The 19780-nt window shown below is 68.5% G+C and carries 21 protein-coding genes; 12 read left to right on the forward strand and 9 right to left on the reverse strand.

The window, feature by feature from the left end:
* Positions 1 to 146: 146 nt before the first annotated feature.
* Genes ctaE through qcrB form a run of 4 tightly spaced genes read left to right on the forward strand, consistent with a single transcriptional unit; the run spans position 147 to position 4391 of the window.
* Entirely contained in the window at positions 147 to 758 is a 612-nt protein-coding gene (gene ctaE, locus H7J86_RS20490; protein WP_090353794.1) for an aa3-type cytochrome oxidase subunit III, read from the forward strand.
* Positions 755 to 1597 carry a cytochrome bc1 complex diheme cytochrome c subunit gene (qcrC, locus tag H7J86_RS20495; protein WP_170847077.1) on the forward strand — a complete coding sequence of 281 codons (843 nt, stop codon included), beginning with the start codon at positions 755 to 757 and terminating at the stop codon, positions 1595 to 1597. The genes ctaE and qcrC overlap by 4 nt, the downstream gene beginning before the upstream one ends.
* Complete coding sequence (gene qcrA, locus H7J86_RS20500; RefSeq protein ID WP_187096062.1) at positions 1594 to 2760, forward strand: cytochrome bc1 complex Rieske iron-sulfur subunit; 1167 nt, start codon at positions 1594 to 1596, stop codon at positions 2758 to 2760. Before qcrC ends, qcrA begins: the two co-directional genes overlap by 4 nt.
* Entirely contained in the window at positions 2757 to 4391 is a 1635-nt protein-coding gene (gene qcrB / locus H7J86_RS20505; protein WP_090353789.1) for a cytochrome bc1 complex cytochrome b subunit, read from the forward strand. The genes qcrA and qcrB overlap by 4 nt, the downstream gene beginning before the upstream one ends.
* Positions 4392 to 4478: 87 nt before the next feature.
* Here qcrB and H7J86_RS20510 read toward each other — a convergent pair whose 3' ends face one another.
* Positions 4479 to 6116, reverse strand: a complete 1638-nt coding sequence (locus tag H7J86_RS20510; protein WP_267293124.1) for a SulP family inorganic anion transporter — start codon at positions 6114 to 6116, stop codon at positions 4479 to 4481.
* Entirely contained in the window at positions 6116 to 6490 is a 375-nt protein-coding gene (locus H7J86_RS20515; RefSeq protein WP_090354011.1) for an ArsR/SmtB family transcription factor, read from the reverse strand. The genes H7J86_RS20510 and H7J86_RS20515 overlap by 1 nt, the downstream gene beginning before the upstream one ends.
* A 73-nt stretch (positions 6491 to 6563) precedes the next feature.
* Here H7J86_RS20515 and H7J86_RS20520 point away from each other — a divergent pair, with 73 nt between their 5' ends.
* Positions 6564 to 6983 (forward strand): DUF5313 domain-containing protein, encoded by a 420-nt coding sequence (locus tag H7J86_RS20520; RefSeq protein WP_090353786.1) that lies wholly within the window; start codon positions 6564 to 6566, stop codon positions 6981 to 6983.
* 7 nt (positions 6984 to 6990) lie between these two features.
* Here the strand turns inward: H7J86_RS20520 and H7J86_RS20525 are convergent, their stop codons facing one another.
* The 4 genes from H7J86_RS20525 to ctaC form a co-directional block, all read right to left on the reverse strand.
* A complete protein-coding gene (locus tag H7J86_RS20525) occupies positions 6991 to 7614 on the reverse strand; it encodes a DUF2561 family protein (protein ID WP_267293126.1) in 624 nt (207 codons plus the stop codon).
* A complete protein-coding gene (locus tag H7J86_RS20530) occupies positions 7614 to 8435 on the reverse strand; it encodes an MmpS family transport accessory protein (protein WP_090353783.1) in 822 nt (273 codons plus the stop codon). Before H7J86_RS20530 ends, H7J86_RS20525 begins: the two co-directional genes overlap by 1 nt.
* Positions 8436 to 8563: 128 nt before the next feature.
* Positions 8564 to 8983 carry a cytochrome c oxidase subunit 4 gene (locus tag H7J86_RS20535; RefSeq protein ID WP_090353782.1) on the reverse strand — a complete coding sequence of 140 codons (420 nt, stop codon included), beginning with the start codon at positions 8981 to 8983 and terminating at the stop codon, positions 8564 to 8566.
* A 12-nt stretch (positions 8984 to 8995) separates the two neighbouring features.
* A complete protein-coding gene (ctaC, locus tag H7J86_RS20540; RefSeq protein ID WP_443677660.1) occupies positions 8996 to 10099 on the reverse strand; it encodes an aa3-type cytochrome oxidase subunit II in 1104 nt (367 codons plus the stop codon).
* An 89-nt stretch (positions 10100 to 10188) separates the two neighbouring features.
* Between ctaC and asnB the strand changes: the two genes are divergently transcribed.
* Entirely contained in the window at positions 10189 to 12120 is a 1932-nt protein-coding gene (gene asnB, locus H7J86_RS20545; protein ID WP_267293128.1) for an asparagine synthase (glutamine-hydrolyzing), read from the forward strand.
* Here asnB and H7J86_RS20550 read toward each other — a convergent pair.
* On the reverse strand, positions 12117 to 13088 hold the full coding sequence (locus tag H7J86_RS20550; protein WP_090354009.1) for a carbohydrate kinase family protein: 972 nt from the start codon (positions 13086 to 13088) through the stop codon (positions 12117 to 12119). The two genes, asnB and H7J86_RS20550, sit on opposite strands and share 4 nt — an antisense overlap.
* Positions 13089 to 13320: 232 nt before the next feature.
* Here H7J86_RS20550 and H7J86_RS20555 point away from each other — a divergent pair, with 232 nt between their 5' ends.
* Positions 13321 to 13818, forward strand: coding sequence for an Rv0361 family membrane protein (locus H7J86_RS20555; protein ID WP_235632663.1), 498 nt, complete (start codon positions 13321 to 13323; stop codon positions 13816 to 13818).
* Position 13819: 1 nt separating this feature from the next.
* On the opposite strand, the gene H7J86_RS20560 is transcribed toward H7J86_RS20555, so the two are convergent.
* Both H7J86_RS20560 and H7J86_RS20565 read right to left on the reverse strand, forming a co-directional pair.
* The gene (locus tag H7J86_RS20560) at positions 13820 to 14176 is read right to left on the reverse strand and encodes a HesB/IscA family protein (protein ID WP_090353777.1); all 357 of its coding nucleotides are present in this window, start codon (positions 14174 to 14176) and stop codon (positions 13820 to 13822) included.
* Positions 14177 to 14239: 63 nt separating this feature from the next.
* Positions 14240 to 15286, reverse strand: coding sequence for a glycerate kinase family protein (locus tag H7J86_RS20565; RefSeq protein ID WP_090353776.1), 1047 nt, complete (start codon positions 15284 to 15286; stop codon positions 14240 to 14242).
* Positions 15287 to 15356: 70 nt separating this feature from the next.
* On the opposite strand from H7J86_RS20565, the gene H7J86_RS20570 reads away from it, so the two are divergent.
* From H7J86_RS20570 to H7J86_RS20590, 5 genes are read left to right on the forward strand one after another with little or no spacing between them, the layout of a single operon-like run.
* Positions 15357 to 16022 carry a DUF3043 domain-containing protein gene (locus H7J86_RS20570; RefSeq protein WP_090353775.1) on the forward strand — a complete coding sequence of 222 codons (666 nt, stop codon included), beginning with the start codon at positions 15357 to 15359 and terminating at the stop codon, positions 16020 to 16022.
* 4 nt (positions 16023 to 16026) lie between these two features.
* A complete protein-coding gene (locus tag H7J86_RS20575; protein ID WP_090353773.1) occupies positions 16027 to 16566 on the forward strand; it encodes a bifunctional adenosylcobinamide kinase/adenosylcobinamide-phosphate guanylyltransferase in 540 nt (179 codons plus the stop codon).
* On the forward strand, positions 16563 to 17603 hold the full coding sequence (gene cobT, locus H7J86_RS20580; RefSeq protein ID WP_267293130.1) for a nicotinate-nucleotide--dimethylbenzimidazole phosphoribosyltransferase: 1041 nt from the start codon (positions 16563 to 16565) through the stop codon (positions 17601 to 17603). The genes H7J86_RS20575 and cobT overlap by 4 nt, the downstream gene beginning before the upstream one ends.
* Before the next feature lie 13 nt (positions 17604 to 17616).
* Complete coding sequence (locus H7J86_RS20585; RefSeq protein WP_267293132.1) at positions 17617 to 18339, forward strand: adenosylcobinamide-GDP ribazoletransferase; 723 nt, start codon at positions 17617 to 17619, stop codon at positions 18337 to 18339.
* Positions 18340 to 18363: 24 nt separating this feature from the next.
* Positions 18364 to 19746, forward strand: coding sequence for a protein adenylyltransferase SelO (locus H7J86_RS20590; protein WP_267293134.1), 1383 nt, complete (start codon positions 18364 to 18366; stop codon positions 19744 to 19746).
* Positions 19747 to 19780 lie beyond the last annotated feature (34 nt).

Raw genomic sequence — 19780 nt, forward strand, 5'->3', positions numbered from 1 at the left:
AGGTGATGCTATCGCCCGGTCGGGCACGGTCCCACGGCCCGATCACGAGGCCGGTATGACGCGCACCCGACCCGAGCCCGACACGATCGAGACCAATTCGGAACCCGGGTGGAGTTAATCAACTACAAAGCGTCATACTTGCACCTGTGACGAGCGCTGTAGGGACCTCCGGAACCGCGATCACATCTCGCGTACATTCGCTGAACAGGCCAAACATGGTCAGTGTCGGCACCATCGTCTGGCTTTCCAGTGAACTGATGTTCTTCGCTGGTCTGTTCGCGATGTATTTCACTGCGCGGGCCCAAGCACACGGCGTCTGGCCGCCGCCCCCCACAGAACTGAACCTGTGGCTGGCCGTGCCCGTCACCGCCGTGCTGATCGCCTCATCGTTCACCTGCCAGATGGGCGTGTTCGCGGCCGAGCGCGGCGACGTGTTCGGGCTGCGCCGGTGGTACGTGCTCACGTTCCTGATGGGCGCATTCTTCGTCGGCGGCCAAGGCTACGAGTACATCCACCTCGTCGAGCACGGCACGACCATCCCGGGCAGCGCCTACGGCTCGGTCTTCTACCTGGCGACGGGCTTCCACGGGTTGCACGTCATCGGCGGTCTCGTCGCGTTCATCTTCCTGCTCGCGCGAACCCGGATGAGCAAGTTCACGCCGGCTCAGGCCACCGCCGCGATCGTCGTCTCGTATTACTGGCATTTCGTCGACATCGTGTGGATCGCGTTGTTCGCCGTCATCTACTTCGTCCGATGACCGGCTCGCCGATGAGAAGGGGTTCGATGACCACCAAGTCACGCCGTCGGTTGCACCGGCGCCTGTCAGCGGCAGTGTTGCTGCTGGTCGGCCTCGGTGCCGCGGGCGCCGTCGCGGCCACGCTGACCCCCACCCCGCAGGTGGCGGTCGCCGACGAGTCACAGTCGGCACTGCTGCGCACCGGCAAGCAGCTGTTCGACACGTCCTGTGTCAGCTGCCACGGTGCCAATCTGCAGGGTGTGCCCGACCGCGGCCCGAGCCTGATCGGCGCCGGCGAGGCGGCCGTCTACTTCCAGGTCTCCACCGGCCGCATGCCGGCGATGCGCGGCGAGGCCCAGGCCCCGCGCAAGGACCCGGTGTTCGACGAGCACCAGATCGACGCGCTGGGCGCCTACGTTCAAGCCAACGGCGGCGGTCCCGTCGTACCGCGGGATGCCAACGGGCACATCGCCGACGAGTCACTGCTCAATGGTGACGTCGCGCGCGGTGGCGACCTGTTCCGGCTGAACTGCGCGTCCTGCCACAACTTCACCGGCAAGGGTGGTGCGCTGTCCTCCGGTAAGTACGCCCCCGATCTCGGTGAGGCGTCCAAGGTCCCGGCGCAGGTGTTCACCGCGATGCTCACGGGTCCGCAGAACATGCCGAAGTTCTCCGATCGTCAGCTCTCCCCCGAGGAGAAGGTCGACATCGTCAGCTACGTGCGGGAGGCTGCGGCCACCCCCAGCCCCGGCGGCTACGGACTGGGTGGATTCGGTCCGGCGCCTGAAGGTATGGCGATCTGGATCATCGGAATGGTGGCCGCGATCGGTGTCGCGATGTGGATCGGAGCCCGCGCATGAGCGCCAACACCCCTGACATACCGACCGACGCCCAGCTGGCCGAGATGTCGCGTGAGGAGCTCCTCGAGCTCGGCGGCAAGCTCGACGGCGTCGAGATCGTCTACAAGGAGCCGCGCTGGCCCATCGAGGGCACCAAGGCCGAGAAGCGGGCCGCGCGCACCGTCTCGTACTGGCTGCTGTTCGGCGGGTTCGCCGGTCTGGCCCTGCTGCTCGTCTTCTTGTTCTGGCCCTGGGAGTACCAGCCCTACGGGTCCAAGGGCGAGTGGGCCTATTCGCTGGCCACTCCCCTGTACGGCCTGACGTTCGGGTTGTCGATCCTGGCGATCGGTGTCGGCGCGGTGCTCTACCAGAAGAAGTTCATCCCGGAAGAGATCACCATCCAGGACCGCCATGACGGCGCCTCCCCGGAACTGCACCGCAAGACCATCGCCGCCAACCTGAGTGACGCCCTGGAGACGTCGACCATCAAGCGGCGCAAGCTGGTCGGGCTGTCGTTGGGCATCGGCCTCGGCGCGTTCGGGCTCGGCACCCTGGTCGCCTTCGCCGGCGGTCTGATCAAGAACCCGTGGAAGCCGGTGGTGCAGACCGCCGAAGGCAAGAAGGCCGTGCTGTGGACCTCGGGCTGGACGCCGCGGTTCACCGGCGAGACGATCTTCCTGGCCCGTGCCACGGGCCTGCCCGGCGAGTCGCCGTTCGTGAAGATGCGCCCGGAGGACATCGACGCCGGCGGTATGGAGACGGTGTTCCCGTGGCGCGAATCCGATGGTGACGGCACCACGGTGGAATCGCACGAGAAGCTCGGCGAGATCGCCCTGGGTGTCCGTAACCCGGTGATGCTCATCCGGATCAAGCCCAATGACATGCACAAGGTGGTCAAGCGTCAAGGCCAGGAGAGCTTCAACTTCGGTGAGCTGTTCGCGTTCACCAAGGTGTGCTCGCACCTGGGCTGCCCCTCGTCGCTGTACGAGCAGCAGACCTACCGCATCCTGTGCCCGTGTCACCAGTCGCAGTTCGATGCACTGCATTTCGCGCGGCCGATCTTCGGTCCGGCCGCCCGGGCGCTGGCACAGCTGCCGATTACCATCGACAAAGACGGCTATCTGGTCGCCAATGGTGACTTCATCGAACCTGTCGGCCCGGCATTCTGGGAGCGCAAATCATGAGCCCTGACCTTGCCAAGCTCGCCGCCCACCAGGGCGACGCGATTGACTCGCGGTTCCATCCCTCCGCCGCGGCCCGCCGCCAGCTGAACAAGGTGTTCCCCACCCACTGGTCCTTCCTGCTGGGTGAGATCGCGCTGTACAGCTTCATCGTCCTGCTGATCACCGGTGTCTACCTGACGCTGTTCTTCGATCCGTCGATGGCCGAGGTCACCTACAACGGCGTCTACCAGCCGCTGCGCGGTGTCCAGATGTCGCGGGCCTACGAGTCGGCGCTGGAGATCAGCTTCGAGGTGCGCGGCGGCCTGTTCGTCCGCCAGATCCACCACTGGGCGGCACTGCTGTTCGCGGCGTCGATCATGGTGCACATGGCCCGCATCTTCTTCACCGGTGCGTTCCGCCGCCCGCGTGAGGCCAACTGGGTCATCGGCTCGCTGCTGCTGATCCTGGCGATGTTCGAGGGTTACTTCGGTTACTCGCTGCCCGACGATCTGCTGTCCGGCATCGGCCTGCGTGCCGCGCTGAGCTCGATCACTCTGGGTATCCCGGTCATCGGCACCTGGATGCACTGGGCGCTGTTCGGCGGTGACTTCCCCGGGAACATCATCATTCCGCGCATGTACGCCCTGCACATCCTGCTGATCCCGGCGATCATCCTGGCGCTGATCGCCGCGCACATGATGATCCTGTGGTTCCAGAAGCACACCCAGTTCCCCGGCCCCGGCCGTACCGAGAACAACGTGGTGGGCGTGCGCGTGATGCCGGTCTTCGCGGTGAAGTCCGGTGCGTTCTTCGCCATCATCACCGGCATGCTGGGGCTGATGGGCGGCCTGCTGCAGATCAACCCGATCTGGCAGCTCGGTCCGTACAAGCCGTCTCAGGTGTCCGCGGGTAGCCAGCCCGACTTCTACATGATGTGGACTGAGGGCCTGGCGCGTATCTGGCCGCCCTGGGAGTTCTACCCGTTCGGCCACACCATCCCCGCGGTCTTCGGTGTCGCGGTCCTGATGGGTGTGATCTTCGGTCTGCTGATCGCGTGGCCGTTCCTGGAAAAGAAGTTCACCGGAGACGACGCTCACCACAACCTGCTGCAGCGTCCGCGTGACGCACCGGTCCGCACGGCCATCGGCGCGATGGCGATCTCGTTCTACATGCTGCTGACACTGGCGGCCATGAACGACATCATCGCGCTGAAGTTCCACATCTCGCTGAACGCGACGACGTGGATCGGCCGCATCGGCATGGTCGTGCTGCCCGCGATCGTCTACTACATCGCCTACCGCTGGGCGATCGGTCTGCAGCGCAGCGACCGCGCGGTGCTCGAGCACGGTATCGAGACCGGCATCCTCAAGCGGCTGCCGCACGGTGCCTACATCGAGCTGCACCAGCCGCTCGGCCCGGTCGACGACCACGGACACCCGATTCCGCTGGAGTACCAGGGCGCAGCACTGCCCAAGAAGATGAACAAGCTGGGCTCCGCCGGAGCACCGGGCACCGGCAGCTTCCTGATCCCCGATCCCATCGAGGAGAACGATGCGCTCACCGAGGCGGCCCACGCCGCCGAGCACCGGGCGCTGACCGCCCTGCGGGAGCATCAGGGCACCGGCAGCAACGGATCCAACGGGCACCACTAGAAGTACGACGCAGAAGGGCCCGCACAGCGAAAGCTGTGCGGGCCCTTCTGCTTTGGCGGACCACTCCCCTCCCCCGGGGTGGGATCCCTACCGGGCGGTGACGTGGGTGCGCGCGTGGGCCACGGCATCGTCGAGGTCGTCGACCAAGTGATTCTCGTGCCGCAGGGCCTCGATGACCCCGACATTGGTGAGCAGCTCTCGATGCTCGGGCCGGATGCCCTTGATGATGACGGTGATACCGCGGGATTCGAGTTCACGCGCGATCTCGGCCAACGTGTTCGCACCGGTGGCATCGAGCATCCCCAGTTGGGACAGCCGGATGATCACCACCGAGGTGTCGGGGTGGCGGTCATCGATGATCGTGGCCGAGATCCGTTCCGCGGCACCGAAGAACATCGCACCGTCGAGCCGGAGCAGCGCGATCCGCTCGTCACCGGGTTGAGCCGGGCCGGGCAGGTCTTCACGGGTGACGCTGCTGCGTCGGGCCAGGCTGCGCAGCGCGAACACGGCGGTGACGGCGATACCGATCTCGACGGCTTCGATCAGATCGAAGCAGACGGTCACCAGTGCCGTCAGCGCGAAGGTGACGGCATCGGAACGGGTGGACCGCACGATCCGCGCAATGGTGGGCCACGAGACCATCCGGAACGCGGTCACCATCAGCACCGCCGCCAGCGCGGCCAGCGGGATCGCCCCGACCGGACCGCTGACCAGGTAGACGACCGCCAGCAGCAGTACCGCGTGCACGATCGCCGCCACCCGGGTGCGCGCCCCGGAGCGCACGTTGACCGCGGTGCGGGCGATCGCGCCGGTGGCGGGCATACCGCCGAACACGCCGGAGGCGACGGAGGCCAGCCCCTGGCCGAACAGTTCCCGATTGGGGTCATAGGGCCCGGTCGGTGACATGGTCGCCGCGACCCGCGCCGAGAGCAGAGATTCGATCGCGGCGAGGGCGGCGATCGCCAGGGCGGCCCCGGCGAGGTCGCGCAGCGCCCCCAGGTCGGTGTGCGGCCACACCGGGGTGGGCAGTTGTGCCGGCAGCGCGCCGATCCGGGCGGCCGACAGCCCGCAGACGGCGACCAGGACGGTGGCCGCGATCACGGCCAGCAGCGATGCCGGCACCGCGGGATGCAGCCGCGGCAGGACCAGCATCAGGCCCACGACCAGCGCCACCACCGCCGCCGCGGGGGCGGCCGCCGCCGGATCGATCCTGGCCAGCACGGTGACCGCCGCAGCCAGGGGTGACTCGCCCGGAGGTACCGGTTGTCCGATCGCGGAAGGGACCTGCTGGAGGAAGATGATGACGGCGATGCCGAGGGTGAAGCCCTCGACCACCGGCCAGGGCAGAAATGTCACCGCCCGGCCCAGCCCGGCGATCCCCGCGACCATCACGACGACGCCGGCCAGCACGGTGACCAGGGCGACGCTGCTCAGCCCGTACTGGGTGACGATCGGCGCGAGGACCACCGCCATAGCCCCGGTCGGCCCGGATACCTGCACATGCGAACCGCCGAACACCGCCGCCACCACCCCCGCCACGACCGCGGTGACCAGGCCTGCGGCGGCTCCCACACCCGAACTGATGCCGAAGGCCAGCGCCAGCGGTAACGCGACCACGCCGACGGTGAGGCCGGCCAGCACATCGCGGCGCCAGGAGCGGGACAGGCCGGCGTAGTCACCGCGCCGCGGCAGCAAGCCCAGCACGGCCGGCGCCCACCGGCTCATCAGCGCGTGCCGATGGGGGGCAGTGACTGCACGACATCGAGTTGGTCGCGCCGGGCGGCCAGGGTATCGGTGAGGAAGACCCGGGCGATGCGCAGCAACTCGGCGACCTTCGGGTGCGCCAGCTGGTAGTACACCGCGTTACCCACCCGCTTGCCCTGGACCACGTGGTGGCGTTTGAGTACGGCGAGGTGTTGAGACAACACGGTCGGCTCGATATCGGTGTCGCCCAGGATGGCACTCACCGGGACCGGGTCGTCGCTCATCGACACGATTTCCAGCACCCGGATCCGGGCCGGATGAGCCAGGGCCTTGAACAGGTTGGCCTTGATCTCATAGAGCGGTCGCTCCGGACCGTCCAGGACATTGTCGGGCACGACGTGCACACTCCCTGCAGACTATGGATTGAGTAAATTCGCAATTCATCATATCGCGCATTACCCTGACCGAATGTCCACTGGTCAGACCCCCTCCAGCACGCCGGGCCCCCTGCAGTACATCGCGTACTGCTACGGCAAACGGTTACCCGACTCGATGCGCGCGTGGGTCGCCCGAGATCTGGCCGGACCCGGGGCCACGGTGCGGATGATGATCCGGGTCGCCATCCCGGCGATCTTCATCCTGGCGCCGATCTGGTTCATCCCGATGTCGCTGTACCTGCACGCCAGCATGACGCTGCCGATCTTCCTGCCGTTCGTGTATTTTTCGCACGCCCTCAACAAGATCTGGCGCCGGCACATGCTCGCCAAGCACGGACTCGATCCGCACCTGGTCGACGCCCTGTCCCGGAAGAAGAACGCGCACGTCCACGAGGCCTACGAGCGGCGGTACGGCCCCCGCACGGGCCCCGCCAGCAGCCACGACGTATAGCGCGAGGCTAGACGGCCTGCGCTCCGGTGACGGCGCGCAGCTCACGCAGCGAGAACCAGGGCACCGCGACCATCCCGACCGTGATGAGCCCGCCCACGATATAGGCGGCCCAGGCCCCGGTGTCCTTGCCCGTCGCCATCAGGTAGGTGCCGATGGCCACGGCGAGAACTCCGCCGCCCACCGCGCAACCGATGGCGGTGGCGCACCGCACGTACACCTGGTCGACGATCGCGGGCAGCGCCGGCGGCCTGCCGTCGGAACCCGAGGTGACCGCACGGCGCCGGCCCGCCGGCCGGCCGGCGACGGCCGCGATATCGTCGACCGCCGATCCGGTGCCGCCACCGGTCACCGCACGTGCCGGACGCACGGTGTTGTCCCGACGGGCCCGGATCAGCAGCGGGATGGCCGCGGCGATGACCGCCGCCGACACCCCGATGACGGTGTAGAGCACCCAGGGCGTATCGGAGCCGGACAGTTCGGCGCGGACCGAACCCCGCCCGTTGCTCAGGTCGACCAGCGCGACGGTGGCCGCGACTCCGGCGCCGAGTGCGAGCAGCCAGATCCCGGCGCAGACCCCGAGCAGGATCCGGTCCAGATTCTCGGGCCCGGAAAGCTTCCTGTCGCCGGTCATCAGCAGCTCGTCTGGGCGGCGTTACCGGTGTTGGAGGACAACACGGTGCCGTCGCTGGTCGTGATCGAGCAGTTCAGCCGGCTCACCAGGAACAGACTGGAGGCCTGCACGGATCCGACTTCGGACTGCGAGATGGGCGTGACCGTCAGCGACCACGGGATGTACACGTTGCGCTGGGTGCGACTGCGCCCGGACGCGTCGATGTAGGTGACGGTGATGATGTCTCCCGGTGCCTTGGTGCCGGTGACCGAATAGGTCACCTGGCGTGGTCCGGCGGGCGCGGTGCTCGTCGGGGGTGGCGGAGGTGCCGTGGTGGTGACAGGGGGCGGCGCCTCGGTGGTGGCCGGGGGTGGCGGCGGGGGCGGCGGCTCCTGCGTCACCGTGACCGTCTCCGGCGGTGGTGGAGGTGGCGCCTCGGTCGTCGGCGGCGGCTCCGGGCTGGGCGGCGGGGGCGGCGTCGTCGTGGTGATCTCGTCCTGGACCGGCGGCGCCGACGTCGTGGTGGTCGCCGGCGTGGCCAGATTGGTGTTGTCGGTGCGGGTCACCAGCACCGCGACGGAAGCGACCAGCGCGACCGCGGCGACGATGGCCACCACGCCGACCACCCACGGCCAGCGCGGCGGACTGTCCGGCGCGTCATCGGGTACGGAATCGTAGCTGTCGTAGTCGTACAGCGCCGGATCCGGCGGCACATACGGGGAGCTGACGAACTGCTCGGATTCCGGTGCGGAGTATGCCCGCGAATGGATCTCGGTCTCACCGGTGCTCGGCGCCGGCTCGTCGCCCGCACCGGGTTTGTCCGGTCCTGAAGGCCCGCTCATCTCACACTAACCCTCGGCCTATCCGTCTCGATTACTGCCTCGGCAACACTACCCAACCGAGCGGTCGAGCGGATCAGGCGACGCGGCACGCCAGAGAACTGACGCATGGTTGTGACCTGCGAGACGGGTCAGTGCTTCTCGGGACCGATGTAGTACTCGAAGACCAGACCACCGGCGGTGAACAGGACGAAGCAGATACCGGCCACGATCAGCCACGGCAGCCACAGTGCGGCGCCGACGGCTGCGGTCGAGAAGGACAGGGCGATCAGGACCGGCCACCAGCTGTGCGGGCTGAAGAAGCCCAGCTCGCCGGCGCCATCACTGATCTCGGCGTCTTCGTAGTCCTCGGGCCGGGTATCCAGGCGCCGGGCGACGAACCGGAAGAAGGTACCGGTGATCAGGGTCAGCCCGGTGGTCAGCACCAGCGCGACCGTGCCGGCCCACTCGATGCCGCCGTTGGCGAACATCGCGGTCAGCACGCCGTACACCACGGCGGCCAGGGCGAAGAACGCCGTCAGGAACTCGAACAACCGCGCTTCGATATGCATGAGTTGTCCTTACTACTTGCTCGCCTGGGCTGCAGGCACGCCGACCTGCTCGCCGCGCCGCGTGTCGAACGGATGGGTGGTGACCGCCAGCGGATCCTGGTTGATCGCCTGCAGCGCTTCGGCATTGGTCTTGCCGGCCTGCCGCTGCTGCAGATAGGCCTTGAAGTCGTTGGGCTCCACGACGCGCACCTCGAAGTTCATCATCGAGTGGTACGTGCCGCACATCTCGGTGCACCGCCCGACGAACGCGCCGGTCTCCTGAATCTCGCTGACCTGGAAGACGTTGTCGGAGTTGTTCGCCTTCGGGTCGGGCATCACATCGCGCTTGAAGAGGAACTCCGGCACCCAGAAGCCGTGGATCACGTCGGCCGAGGCGATCTGGAACTCGATGCGCTTGCCCTTGGGCAGCACCAGGATCGGGATCTCGGTGGACGTGCCGAGGGTCTCGATCTTGTCGAAGTTCAGGTAGGTGCGGTCCTCGGGGTTCAGGCCGCGGATGGCACCGACGCGCTCCTCGCCGTGCTCGTCCACGCCCTCGGGCTTGGACACCATGGCCGCCTTCTTCTCCGGGTCGGCGCCGTCATAGTTGAGCGTGCCGTCGCCGAAGGCGATCTTCTGGTACCCGAACTTCCAGTTCCACTGGAAGGCGGTGACGTCGATGACGACCTCGGGGTTGGGGTCCTTGTGCAGCATGCGCTCCTGGACCACGACGGTGAAGTAGAAGAGCACCGAGATGATGAGGAACGGCACCACGGTGAGCACCAGTTCCAGCGGCATGTTGTAGCCGAACTGACGCGGCAGCTCGGTGTCGGTGGCCTTCTTCCGGTGGAAGGCGCTCGCCCAGAAGATGAGCGCCCAGACGATGGCACCCACGACGAACGACGCGATCACCGACCAGACCCACAGGTCGCGGTTGAGCTTGCCTTCGGGCGTGATACCGGTGGGCCAGCCGAGGCCGAACACCTCCTGCCAACTACAGCCGCTGAGCAGGATGGTCATCCCGCCCAAGACCAGTGACAACGCCACCAACTTGTACCCGCGAGCGGTCACGTTGGCGCCTCCTATAGAAGTCGGTGGACCGTCGAACGGTCGGTCGGCTCGGTATGTACTACGCAGCGTAGACCACCGGTGGGCGAACCCGCGAAGCGACCTGCCAACTCGGGCACAGTGCGGGTTAAGCCCTGGTGATTCGGCATACTGGCGCAGTGTGCGGACTGCTGGCCTACCTGACTGACCCGTCCGTTGAGACCTCCCCGGCCCTGGTGGACGCGGTGTCCGGAGCGTCGCATCTGATGCGTCACCGGGGCCCCGACGAACCAGGGACATGGGCCGATGACGATGTGGTGCTGGGCTTCAACCGGCTGTCCATCATCGACATCGCCCACAGCCACCAGCCGCTGCGCTGGGGACCTCCGGAGTCCCCGCAGCGCTACGCGCTGGTGTTCAACGGGGAGATCTACAACTACCTCGAGTTGAGGGAGGCTCTGCGTTCCGAGCACGGTGCGGTGTTCCACACCGACGGTGACGGTGAGGCGATCGTCGCCGGTTACCACCACTGGGGCACCGACGTGCTGGCCCGGCTGCGCGGCATGTTCGCCTTCGCGCTCTGGGACACCCAGACCCGGGAGCTGATCTGCGCGCGCGATCCGTTCGGGATCAAACCGCTGTACATGGCCACCGGGCCGGGTGGCACCGTGCTGGGCAGCGAGAAGAAGTGCCTCGTCGATCTGGCCCCGACGGCCGGGTTGGACCTGGATATCGACGAGCGTGCCGTGCAGCACTACACGGTGCTGCAGTACGTCCCCGAGCCCGAGACGTTGCAGCGCGGGGTGCGTCGACTGGAATCGGGCAGCTACGCCCGGATCCGCCCGGGTTCGGCGCCGGAGATCACCCGCTACTTCATCCCCCGGTTCGCCGCGGTCCCGTTCACCCCCGGTGGCGAACAGGCGCGCTATGACGAGATCACCGCGGCGCTGGAGGACTCCGTCGCCAAGCACATGCGCGCCGATGTCACGGTGGGCGCGTTCCTGTCCGGCGGTATCGACTCGACGGCCATCGCCGCGCTGGCCATGCGGCACAACCCGCGGTTGATCACCTTCACCACCGGTTTCGAGCGGGAGGGCTTCTCCGAGGTCGACGTCGCTGTCGCGTCGGCCGAGGCGATCGGTGCGCGGCACGTGGCCAAGGTGGTCAGCCAGGAGGAGTTCGTCGCGGCGCTGCCCGAGATCGTCTGGTATCTCGACGAACCCGTCGCCGACCCCGCGCTGGTGCCGTTGTTCTTCATCGCCCGCGAGGCCCGTAAGCACGTCAAGGTGGTGCTCAGCGGCGAGGGCGCCGACGAGCTGTTCGGTGGCTACACGATCTACCGGGAACCGTTGTCGCTCAAGGCATTCGACTACCTTCCGCGGCCGGTGCGGCGTTCCTTGGGCAAGGCGTCCAAGCCGCTGCCCGCCGGGATGCGCGGTAAGAGCCTGCTGCATCGCGGATCGCTGACTCTCGAAGAGCGCTATTACGGGAACGCCCGCAGCTTCTCCGACGATCAATTGCGCACCGTGCTGCGCAAGTTCAATCCGGACTGGACCCACACCGATGTGACGGCGGGGCTGTACGCCTCGTCGGCGGGCTGGGATCCGGTGGCGCGCATGCAGCACATCGACCTGTTCACCTGGTTGCGCGGCGACATCCTGGTCAAGGCCGACAAGATGACGATGGCGAACTCACTGGAACTTCGGGTGCCGTTCCTGGACCCGGAGGTGTTCGCGGTGGCGTCCCGGCTGCCGTACGACCAGAAGATCACCCGCACCACCACCAAGTACGCGCTGCGCCGCGCGCTGGAACCGATCGTGCCGGCGCATGTGCTCAACCGGGCGAAGCTGGGCTTCCCGGTGCCGATCCGGCACTGGTTGCGTGCCGGCGCCCTGCTGGATTGGGCGTACGAGACGGTGGCCACCTCGCAGGCCGGGGATCTGATCGACCTCGCCGCGGTGCGGACCATGCTCGACGAGCACCGCGACGGGGAGGCCGATCACAGCCGCCGGTTGTGGACGGTGCTGATCTTCATGCTGTGGCACGCCATCTTCGTCGAAGGCAGCGTGACACCGCAGATCGCCGAACCGACCTACCCGGTGCAGCTCTAGAGCGCCTGCGAGATGTCCGCGGCGGCGTCGGGGCCGTAGGCCTCGGCGATGCGCGCGATGCCGGCGTCCTTGTCCCAGGTCCACTCCTGCGGGCCGGTGGCTTCCAGCACCAGCACGGCCACCAGTGAAGCCAGCTGGGCCGAGCGCTCCAAGCTCAGGCCGGCCGAACGGCCGGTGAGGAATCCGGCCCGGAAGGCGTCGCCGATACCCGTCGGGTCGGCCTGATGGGTCTCGGGCACCACGTCGACGTGCACGAAGGTCCCGTTGGAGGACACCAGGTCCACGCCCTTGGCGCCCAGGGTGGTGACGCGCAGGCCGATCTGGCCCATCACCTGGGCTTCGCTGAGGCCGGACTTCTGCAGCAGCAGGTCCCATTCGTAGTCGTTGGTGAACAGATAGGCGGCGCCGTCGATGAGGCGGCGGATCTCCTCGCCGGACAGGCGGGCCAGCTGCTGGGACGGGTCGGCGGCGAAGGGCAGGCCCAGGCTGCGGCATTCCTCGGTGTGGGCGAACATGGCGTCCGGGTCATTCGCGCCGATGATCACCAATTCCGGTGTGCCGGTACGTGATACGACATCCGCCAGCTTGATGTTGCGCGCTTCGGACATCGCCCCGGGGTAGAACGAGGCGAACTGGGCCATATCGACGTCGGTGGTGCAGACGAAGCGGGCGGTGTAGGCCTGCTCGGAGATCAGCACATTGTCGGTGTTGACGCCGTGGTCGTTGAGCCACTGCCGGTAGTCGCCGAAATCCGATCCGGCCGCGCCCACCAGGGCCGCCTTACCGCCCAGGACACCGATGGCGAAGGCCATGTTGCCCGCGACACCGCCGCGGTGCACAACCAGGTCGTCGACCAGGAAGCTCAGCGACACCTTCTGCAGATGTTCGGGCAGCAGCTGCTCGGAGAACTTGCCTGGGAACTTCATCAGATGGTCGGTCGCGATCGAACCGGTCACCGCAATGGTCACAACGTCGTCCTTCATGTTCATTAGCGAATCTCACCAGCGTACGGGTGTGCCACGGGCATCGGCGCCCCGGTGCGCTAGCCTGCCTGAAAGTCCGATTGACGGTCACGTCCGACCGGCGAGTCCAAGCCTAGACACCGAAACGTAGCCGATGTCCTTTCCTCCTCCGGGTCCTCCTCCGGGATTTCCACCGCACCAGATCTCCGGTGCCTACCCTGGCACGCTTCCGCCACCGGTGCAGTACCCCAGACGCCGGCGCTGGCCGCTCGTCGCGGCGATCGTGGGTGTCATCGCGGTGATCGCCGCCGCGGTCGGCATCGTCGTGGTGGTCGCGGGACGCCAGGAGCCCGGCACGCCGATCACCGCGGCGACCGCAAAACCGGCGATCCAGGAGTTCCTCGACGCACTCGCCGACGGGGACGAACAAACCATCGCCCGGCACACGCTGTGCGGGCTCTATGACGCGGTGCGCAACCACGATTCGGATCTGGCCCTGGCGGATATGAGCGGCGACGCATTCCGCAGGCAGTACAAGCGGGTCGAGGTGACCTCGATCGACAAGATCGTCTACCTGTCACCGACCCAGGCGCAGGTGCTGTTCAGCATGAAGGGCACGCCCGCGCCGTCGGGGCGGATGCCCGTCGCAGCCACAGACGAGCGTCAAGCCGTCGCCCAGGTGCTGGCGCAGGACGGCAAGATCCTCGTCTGCAGCTACGTGCAGCGCACGGAGTAGATCAGTTGAACGAGTCGCCGCAGGCGCACGAGCCGGTGGCGTTGGGGTTGTCGATGGTGAAACCCTGCTTCTCGATGGTGTCGACGAAGTCGATGGTGGCGCCCTGGATGTACGGCGCGCTCATCCGGTCGACGGTCAGCGCGACGCCGCCGAAATCGGTGGTCAGATCGCCGTCGAGGGTGCGGTCGTCGAAGAACAGGTTGTAGCGCAGGCCGGCGCAGCCGCCCGGCTGCACGGCGATACGCAGCGCCAGGTCATCGCGGCCCTCCTGCTCCAGCAGCGCCTTGGCCTTGCTGGCAGCGGCGTCGGTCAGCACCGCACCGTGGGTTTCGGTGGTGGTGTCGTCCTGAACAGTCATTGCTTCTCCTGATTGCATGCGTACGTGCATTCGCGATGTGTTCAACGGTACCTTGTCCGGGCGCTATTCCCGACTCTCTGGCCAACCGGATCCGGTGCGTTGAGCCAGTCCGGTCAGTTGGTTGGCGGCATCGGCCATGGCCAGCTCCACCGATCCGGCGAACTCGGTGATCGAATACGCCGCGGCGATACCCGCCGCGGTCAGCACCGCCGGTTCGAGTGTGACCTGACCGGCCAGTACCAGCACCGGGGTGCCGCGGCGGCGGGCGCCGGCGGCCAGTGCACTGACCACCTTGCCGTGCAGCGACTGATCGTCGAACCTGCCCTCGCCGGTGATGATCAGGTCCGCAGCCGCCACGTCGCCGGCCAGGCCGGTGTGCTCGGCGATCACCGCGGCCCCGGATTCCCGGCGGCCGCCCAGTGCCAGCAGAGCCGCACCGATCCCCCCGGCAGCGCCCGCACCCTCCCTGTCGGCGATGCCGGGACCGAGTTCGCCGGCCCACTCCGTCAGGCGGGCTTCCAGCACCGCCACGGTGTCCGGGTCGGCCCCCTTCTGCGGGCCGAACACCGCCGCGGCGCCCATCGGCCCCAGCAGCGGGTGCTCGACATCACTCGCGGCGATCAGCTCGACTCCGGCGAGCCGGGCCCGGGCCTTGTCCAGTCCGCCCAGCGCCTCCACCAGTCCCCGCCCGCCGTCGGTGCAACTACTCCCGCCCAGTCCCACCGCGATCCGGCGGGCGCCCGCATCCAGCGCGGCCGCGATCAGCTCGCCCACTCCCCCGCTGTGCGCCGCGAGCGCGGTCTGCACCGTCGGCGGCCCACCCAGCAGGGTGAGCCCGCACGCCTGCGCACATTCGATATAGGCGGTGTCGCCGTGCAGCACCCATTCGGCGCTCACGCGGTCCCCCAACGGCCCGCTGACCTGGGCATACCGCAATCCGCCCAGCCGGCTGGCCAGGACGTCCACGAACCCCGGCCCGCCGTCGGACTGGGGGGCCAGGGTGAAGGTGTCGCCGTCGCGCGCCCGGGCCCAGCCCGCCGCGATGGCCTCGGCGGCCTGCACCGCGGTCAGGCTGTCACCGAAACAGTCCGGGGCCACCAGCACATGCATCCGCCCAGCGTAGGACGTCCGATCCGGAGCCGCTCACCAAGGAAATCCCGTTCGGAAGTACCCTGTGAGCGTGAATCTGCTGGGCCGCAAGAAGGACAATCCGCAACCCGACGACGTGGCCGCCGCCACAGAATCGACTGCCGCCGGGGAGGGCTCGACCGCCCCCAAGGGCCGGCCCACGCCCAAGCGCAGCGAGGCCGCCCGCCGGCGCGGGCCCGTCGCGCCGGCGCCGCTGACCACCGCGGAAGCGCGTAAGCGCCGCAAGGAACTGGCCGCGTCCAAGCCCAAGCTGACCAAGGAAGAGCGCAAGGCCGAGAAGGTGTCCCGGCGGGCCGACATGGCCGACCGGCGGGAACGGATGATGTCCGGCGACGACGCCTATCTGCTGCCCCGCGACAAGGGCCCGGTCCGCCGGTACGCCCGCGACATCGTGGACTCCCGCGCCAACCTGCTCGGCCTGTTCATGCCGGTGGCGCTGGGCCTGGTGCTCATCACCCTGGCCGTGCCCGCGGTGGCGGTCCAGAAGTACGTGTCCTTCGGCATGCCGGTCCTGCTGCTGGTGATGGCCGTCGACGGCGTGCTGTTGGGCCGACGGGTGAACCGCAAGGTCGACGAGAAGTTCCCCGACAACACCGAGAGCGGTTTCAAACTCGGCTTCTACGCCGCCAGCCGCGCCTCTCAGTTGCGCCGGATGCGCGCGCCGAGACCGTTGGTCAATCGCGGCGACGACGTCTGAGCGCGTGCGGGTACTGGTCCTGGGCGGGATCCGTTCGGGTAAATCGCACTGGGCCGAAGCCGCCATCTCGGACACCGCGGGCGAACCTGTGCGTTATGTGGCCACCGGCCGTACCGACCCCGCAGACCCGGAGTGGTCCCGGCGGGTGGACACCCACCGCAGCCGTCGGCCCGCGCACTGGTCGACCGTCGAAACCACCGATGTGGCAACCGAATTGCGCGCCGACCCGCGCACCCCGACGCTGGTGGACGATATCGGTGGCTGGCTGACCGCGACCATGGACCGCCTCGGCGCGTGGACGGGCGGATCGGTGCGGACCGACATCGACGAACCCTGCGACGAACTCTGCGCGGCGATCACAGGATTCGATGGGAAGCTGACCCTGGTGAGCCCCGAGGTGGGGCTGACAGTGGTGCCCGCGACCGCGGGCGGCCGGCTGTTCGCCGATGAACTGGGCACGCTCAACCAGCGATTGGCAGCACTGTGCGACCGCGTGGTGCTGGTCGTCGCCGGACAACCTTTAGTCGTGAAGGAGGCCAGGTGAGCGCATTCCCCGCGATCACCCCGCCCGATGCCGAAGCCCTGCAGGCGGCACTGGCCCGGCAGAACACGCTGACCAAGCCACCCGGCGCGCTGGGCCGGGTGGAGGCGCTGTCGGTGTGGGTGGCGTCCTGTCAGGGCGCGTGCCCGCCACGGCAGTTCACCCGCGCGCGGGTGGTGGTGTTCGCCGGTGACCACGGCGTGACCGCCTCCGGTGTGTCGGCCTTCCCCTCTGAGGTGACCCCGCAGATGGTCGCCAACTTCGATGCCGGTGGCGCGGCCATCAACGTGCTGGCGACGCTGGCCGACGCCACCGTGCGGGTGGCCGATATCGCCGTCGACGCCGAACCCCTGAGCCCGGCGATCGGCGCGCACAAGGTGCGCCGCGGCAGCGGCAACATCGCGATCGAGGACGCCCTGAGCGAAGCGGAGACCACCGCGGCGATCCAGGCGGGGCGCGCCATCGCCGACGAGGAGGTCGACAGCGGCGCAGACCTGCTCATCGCGGGCGATATGGGTATCGGGAACACCACGCCCGCAACCACGTTGATCGCGGCGGTGACTCGGTCCGAACCGGTGGCGGTGGTCGGCCGTGGCACCGGAATCGACGACACCGGCTGGGCCCGCAAGGTGTCGGCCATCCGCGACGCGCTCTACCGGGGGCGCACCGTCACCGGCGATCCCGAGGCACTGCTGCGGGTGTGCGGTGGCGCCGACCTCGCGGCCATGGCCGGCTTCCTGGCCCAGGCCGCGGTCCGACGGACCCCGGTATTGCTGGACGGCGTGGTCGTCACCGCCGCGGCACTGATCGCCGACCTGTTGGCCCCGGGCGCCCGGGCCTGGTGGCAGGCCGGGCACCGGTCCACCGAACCGGCGCACACACTGGCGCTGGACCATCTGGGGCTGGTGCCGATCGTCGACCTCGGGATGCGCCTGGGCGAGGGCACCGGCGCCGCCGTGGCGCTTCCCCTGGTGCGGGCCGCGGTGGCCACGCTGGCCTCGATGGCCACCTTCGACGAAGCCGGAGTCTCCGACGCGTGATACCTCCGGCCCTGTGATCGGTTCGCTCGCTTCGGCTTTCGCCTTCGGCACGGTGTTGCCGGTGCGTGTCGATCATCCCTTCGGCCGGGGCGCGCTGACCGCGTTGCCGGTGGTGGGCGCCGCGCTCGGCGGCCTGGCCGCGCTGACGGTCTGCGGTGCCGCCCAGCTGTACCCCGGCGGGGCGTTGGCCGGGCTGCTCGCGGTGGCCTTGCTGCTGTTGTGTACTCGCGGCCTGCACATCGACGGGTTGTCCGACACCGTCGACGGACTCGGTTGTTACGGGCCGCCCGAACGCGCGCTGGCGGTGATGCGCGGCGGTACCGCGGGCCCCTTCGGCGTGGCGGCCGTGGTGCTGGTGATCGTGTTGCAGGGCTTGGCTTTCGGCGCGCTGACCGCCGTCGGCGTGGTGGTCGCCGTCACCGCGGGACGGGTGGCGATCGTGGCCACCTGCCGGCGCGGGGTACCGGCGGCCCCGGGCAGCACACTGGGTGCCCTGGTGGCCGGTTCCCAGCCGTGGTGGGTGGCAGTGGGCTGGACGCTCACCCTGGTGGCCGCCGCGGTCCCGGCGGCGCCGCGGTGGTGGCAGGGACCGGTGGTGGTGTTGGCGGCACTGGCCCTGTCCGTGGTGTTGGTCGGTCACTGCGTGCGCCGTTTCGGCGGGATCACCGGTGACGTACTGGGCGCGGCCTGCGAACTGACGACGACGGTGGTGGCCCTGGGTCTGGCCGTGCACTGAGCCGGCCTGAGTACTGTCGAAACCATGATTGCGCTGGGTGACCGTTTCGCCCGCACGCTGCCGGAACTGTCCGTCGCCTGGCAGGCTCAGGCCGCCGCCGATCCGGTACTGCTGGTGCTCAACGAACCGCTGGCCGCCGAGCTGGGCCTGGCGCCCGACTGGCTGCGCAGCGATGCCGGCCTCGGGTTTCTGACCGGGACCGCACTGCCCGACGGTGCCGCGCCGGTGGCCCAGGCCTACGCGGGCCACCAGTTCGGCGGCCTGGTGCCACGCCTGGGCGACGGCCGCGCGCTGCTGCTCGGCGAACTGCCCGACGGCCGGGACCTGCACCTCAAGGGGTCCGGACGCACCCCGTTCGCCCGCGGTGGCGACGGCCTCGCCGCGGTGGGGCCCATGCTGCGCGAGTACGTGATCAGCGAGGCCATGCACGCGCTGGGCATCCCGACCACCCGCGCGCTGGCCGTGGTGGCCACCGGTGTCACCGTGCACCGCGAGACACCCCTGCCGGGTGCGGTGCTGGCCCGCGTGGCCAGCAGCCATCTGCGGGTCGGCAGCTTCCAGTACGCGGCGCTGACCGGGGACGGAAATCTGTTGCGGCGCTTGGCCGATTACGCGATCGAGCGACACCATCCGGAGGCCGCCGCGGCCGACAACCCGTACCTGGCGTTGCTGCACGCGGTCATGCACGCCCAGGCCACCCTCGTCGCCGGGTGGATGTCGGTGGGGTTCATCCACGGCGTGATGAACACCGACAACATGACCATCTCGGGCGAGAGCATCGACTACGGGCCGTGCGCGTTCATGGAGGCATACGACCCGGCGACGGTGTTCAGTTCGATCGACAGTTGGGGCCGCTACGCCTACGGCAACCAGCCGACGGTGGCGGCCTGGAACCTGGCCCGGTTCGCCGAGACGCTGCTGCCCCTCATCGATCCCGATGTCGACGCCGCCATCGAGATCGCCACCGCCGCCCTCGACGTCTTCAAGGGCAGCTACCAGCACGCGTTCCAGGCCCGGATAAGCGCCAAACTCGGTATCGCGCAAGAAAATCCGGAACTCGTCGACGATCTGCTGGCGCTACTGGAGCAGCAGCGGGCCGATTTCACGTCGTTCTTCCGGTCATTGAGCGCGGGCACCGTACCGGACGGGTTCGGCGACTGGGCGCAACGGTGGCAGGCACTGGGCCCGGATATCGCGGCCATGGACCGGGTCAACCCGCTCTACATCCCGCGCAACCATCTGGTCGAGGCCGCCCTGACCGCCGCCACCGCCGGCGATCTGGACCCGGTGCGCGCACTCGTCGCCGCCGTCCGCGAGCCCTACACCCCGCGTCCCGGGCTGCAGCACTATGCCGAACCTGCGCCCGAGGCGTTCGCGTCGTGCTACCGGACGTTCTGCGGCACCTGAGGGGCCCAGCAGCCGAAACCGGCGGTACCGCATA

Origin of the sequence: Mycobacterium hackensackense, from assembly GCF_025822555.1 — a bacterium.
In the GTDB taxonomy this organism is placed as follows: Bacteria; Actinomycetota; Actinomycetes; order Mycobacteriales; family Mycobacteriaceae; genus Mycobacterium; species Mycobacterium fluoranthenivorans.

Coding starts and splice junctions, on each gene's coding strand:
- qcrC (WP_170847077.1), top strand. CDS start 755: ATGACCGGCTCGCCGATGAGAAGGGGTTCGATGACCACCAAGTCACGC.
- qcrA (WP_187096062.1), top strand. CDS start 1,594: ATGAGCGCCAACACCCCTGACATACCGACCGACGCCCAGCTGGCCGAG.
- qcrB (WP_090353789.1), top strand. CDS start 2,757: ATGAGCCCTGACCTTGCCAAGCTCGCCGCCCACCAGGGCGACGCGATT.
- H7J86_RS20510 (WP_267293124.1), bottom strand. CDS start 6,116: ATGAGCCGGTGGGCGCCGGCCGTGCTGGGCTTGCTGCCGCGGCGCGGT.
- H7J86_RS20520 (WP_090353786.1), top strand. CDS start 6,564: ATGTCCACTGGTCAGACCCCCTCCAGCACGCCGGGCCCCCTGCAGTAC.
- H7J86_RS20525 (WP_267293126.1), bottom strand. CDS start 7,614: ATGACCGGCGACAGGAAGCTTTCCGGGCCCGAGAATCTGGACCGGATC.
- H7J86_RS20530 (WP_090353783.1), bottom strand. CDS start 8,435: ATGAGCGGGCCTTCAGGACCGGACAAACCCGGTGCGGGCGACGAGCCG.
- H7J86_RS20535 (WP_090353782.1), bottom strand. CDS start 8,983: ATGCATATCGAAGCGCGGTTGTTCGAGTTCCTGACGGCGTTCTTCGCC.
- H7J86_RS20560 (WP_090353777.1), bottom strand. CDS start 14,176: ATGACTGTTCAGGACGACACCACCACCGAAACCCACGGTGCGGTGCTG.
- H7J86_RS20565 (WP_090353776.1), bottom strand. CDS start 15,286: ATGCATGTGCTGGTGGCCCCGGACTGTTTCGGTGACAGCCTGACCGCG.
- H7J86_RS20590 (WP_267293134.1), top strand. CDS start 18,364: ATGATTGCGCTGGGTGACCGTTTCGCCCGCACGCTGCCGGAACTGTCC.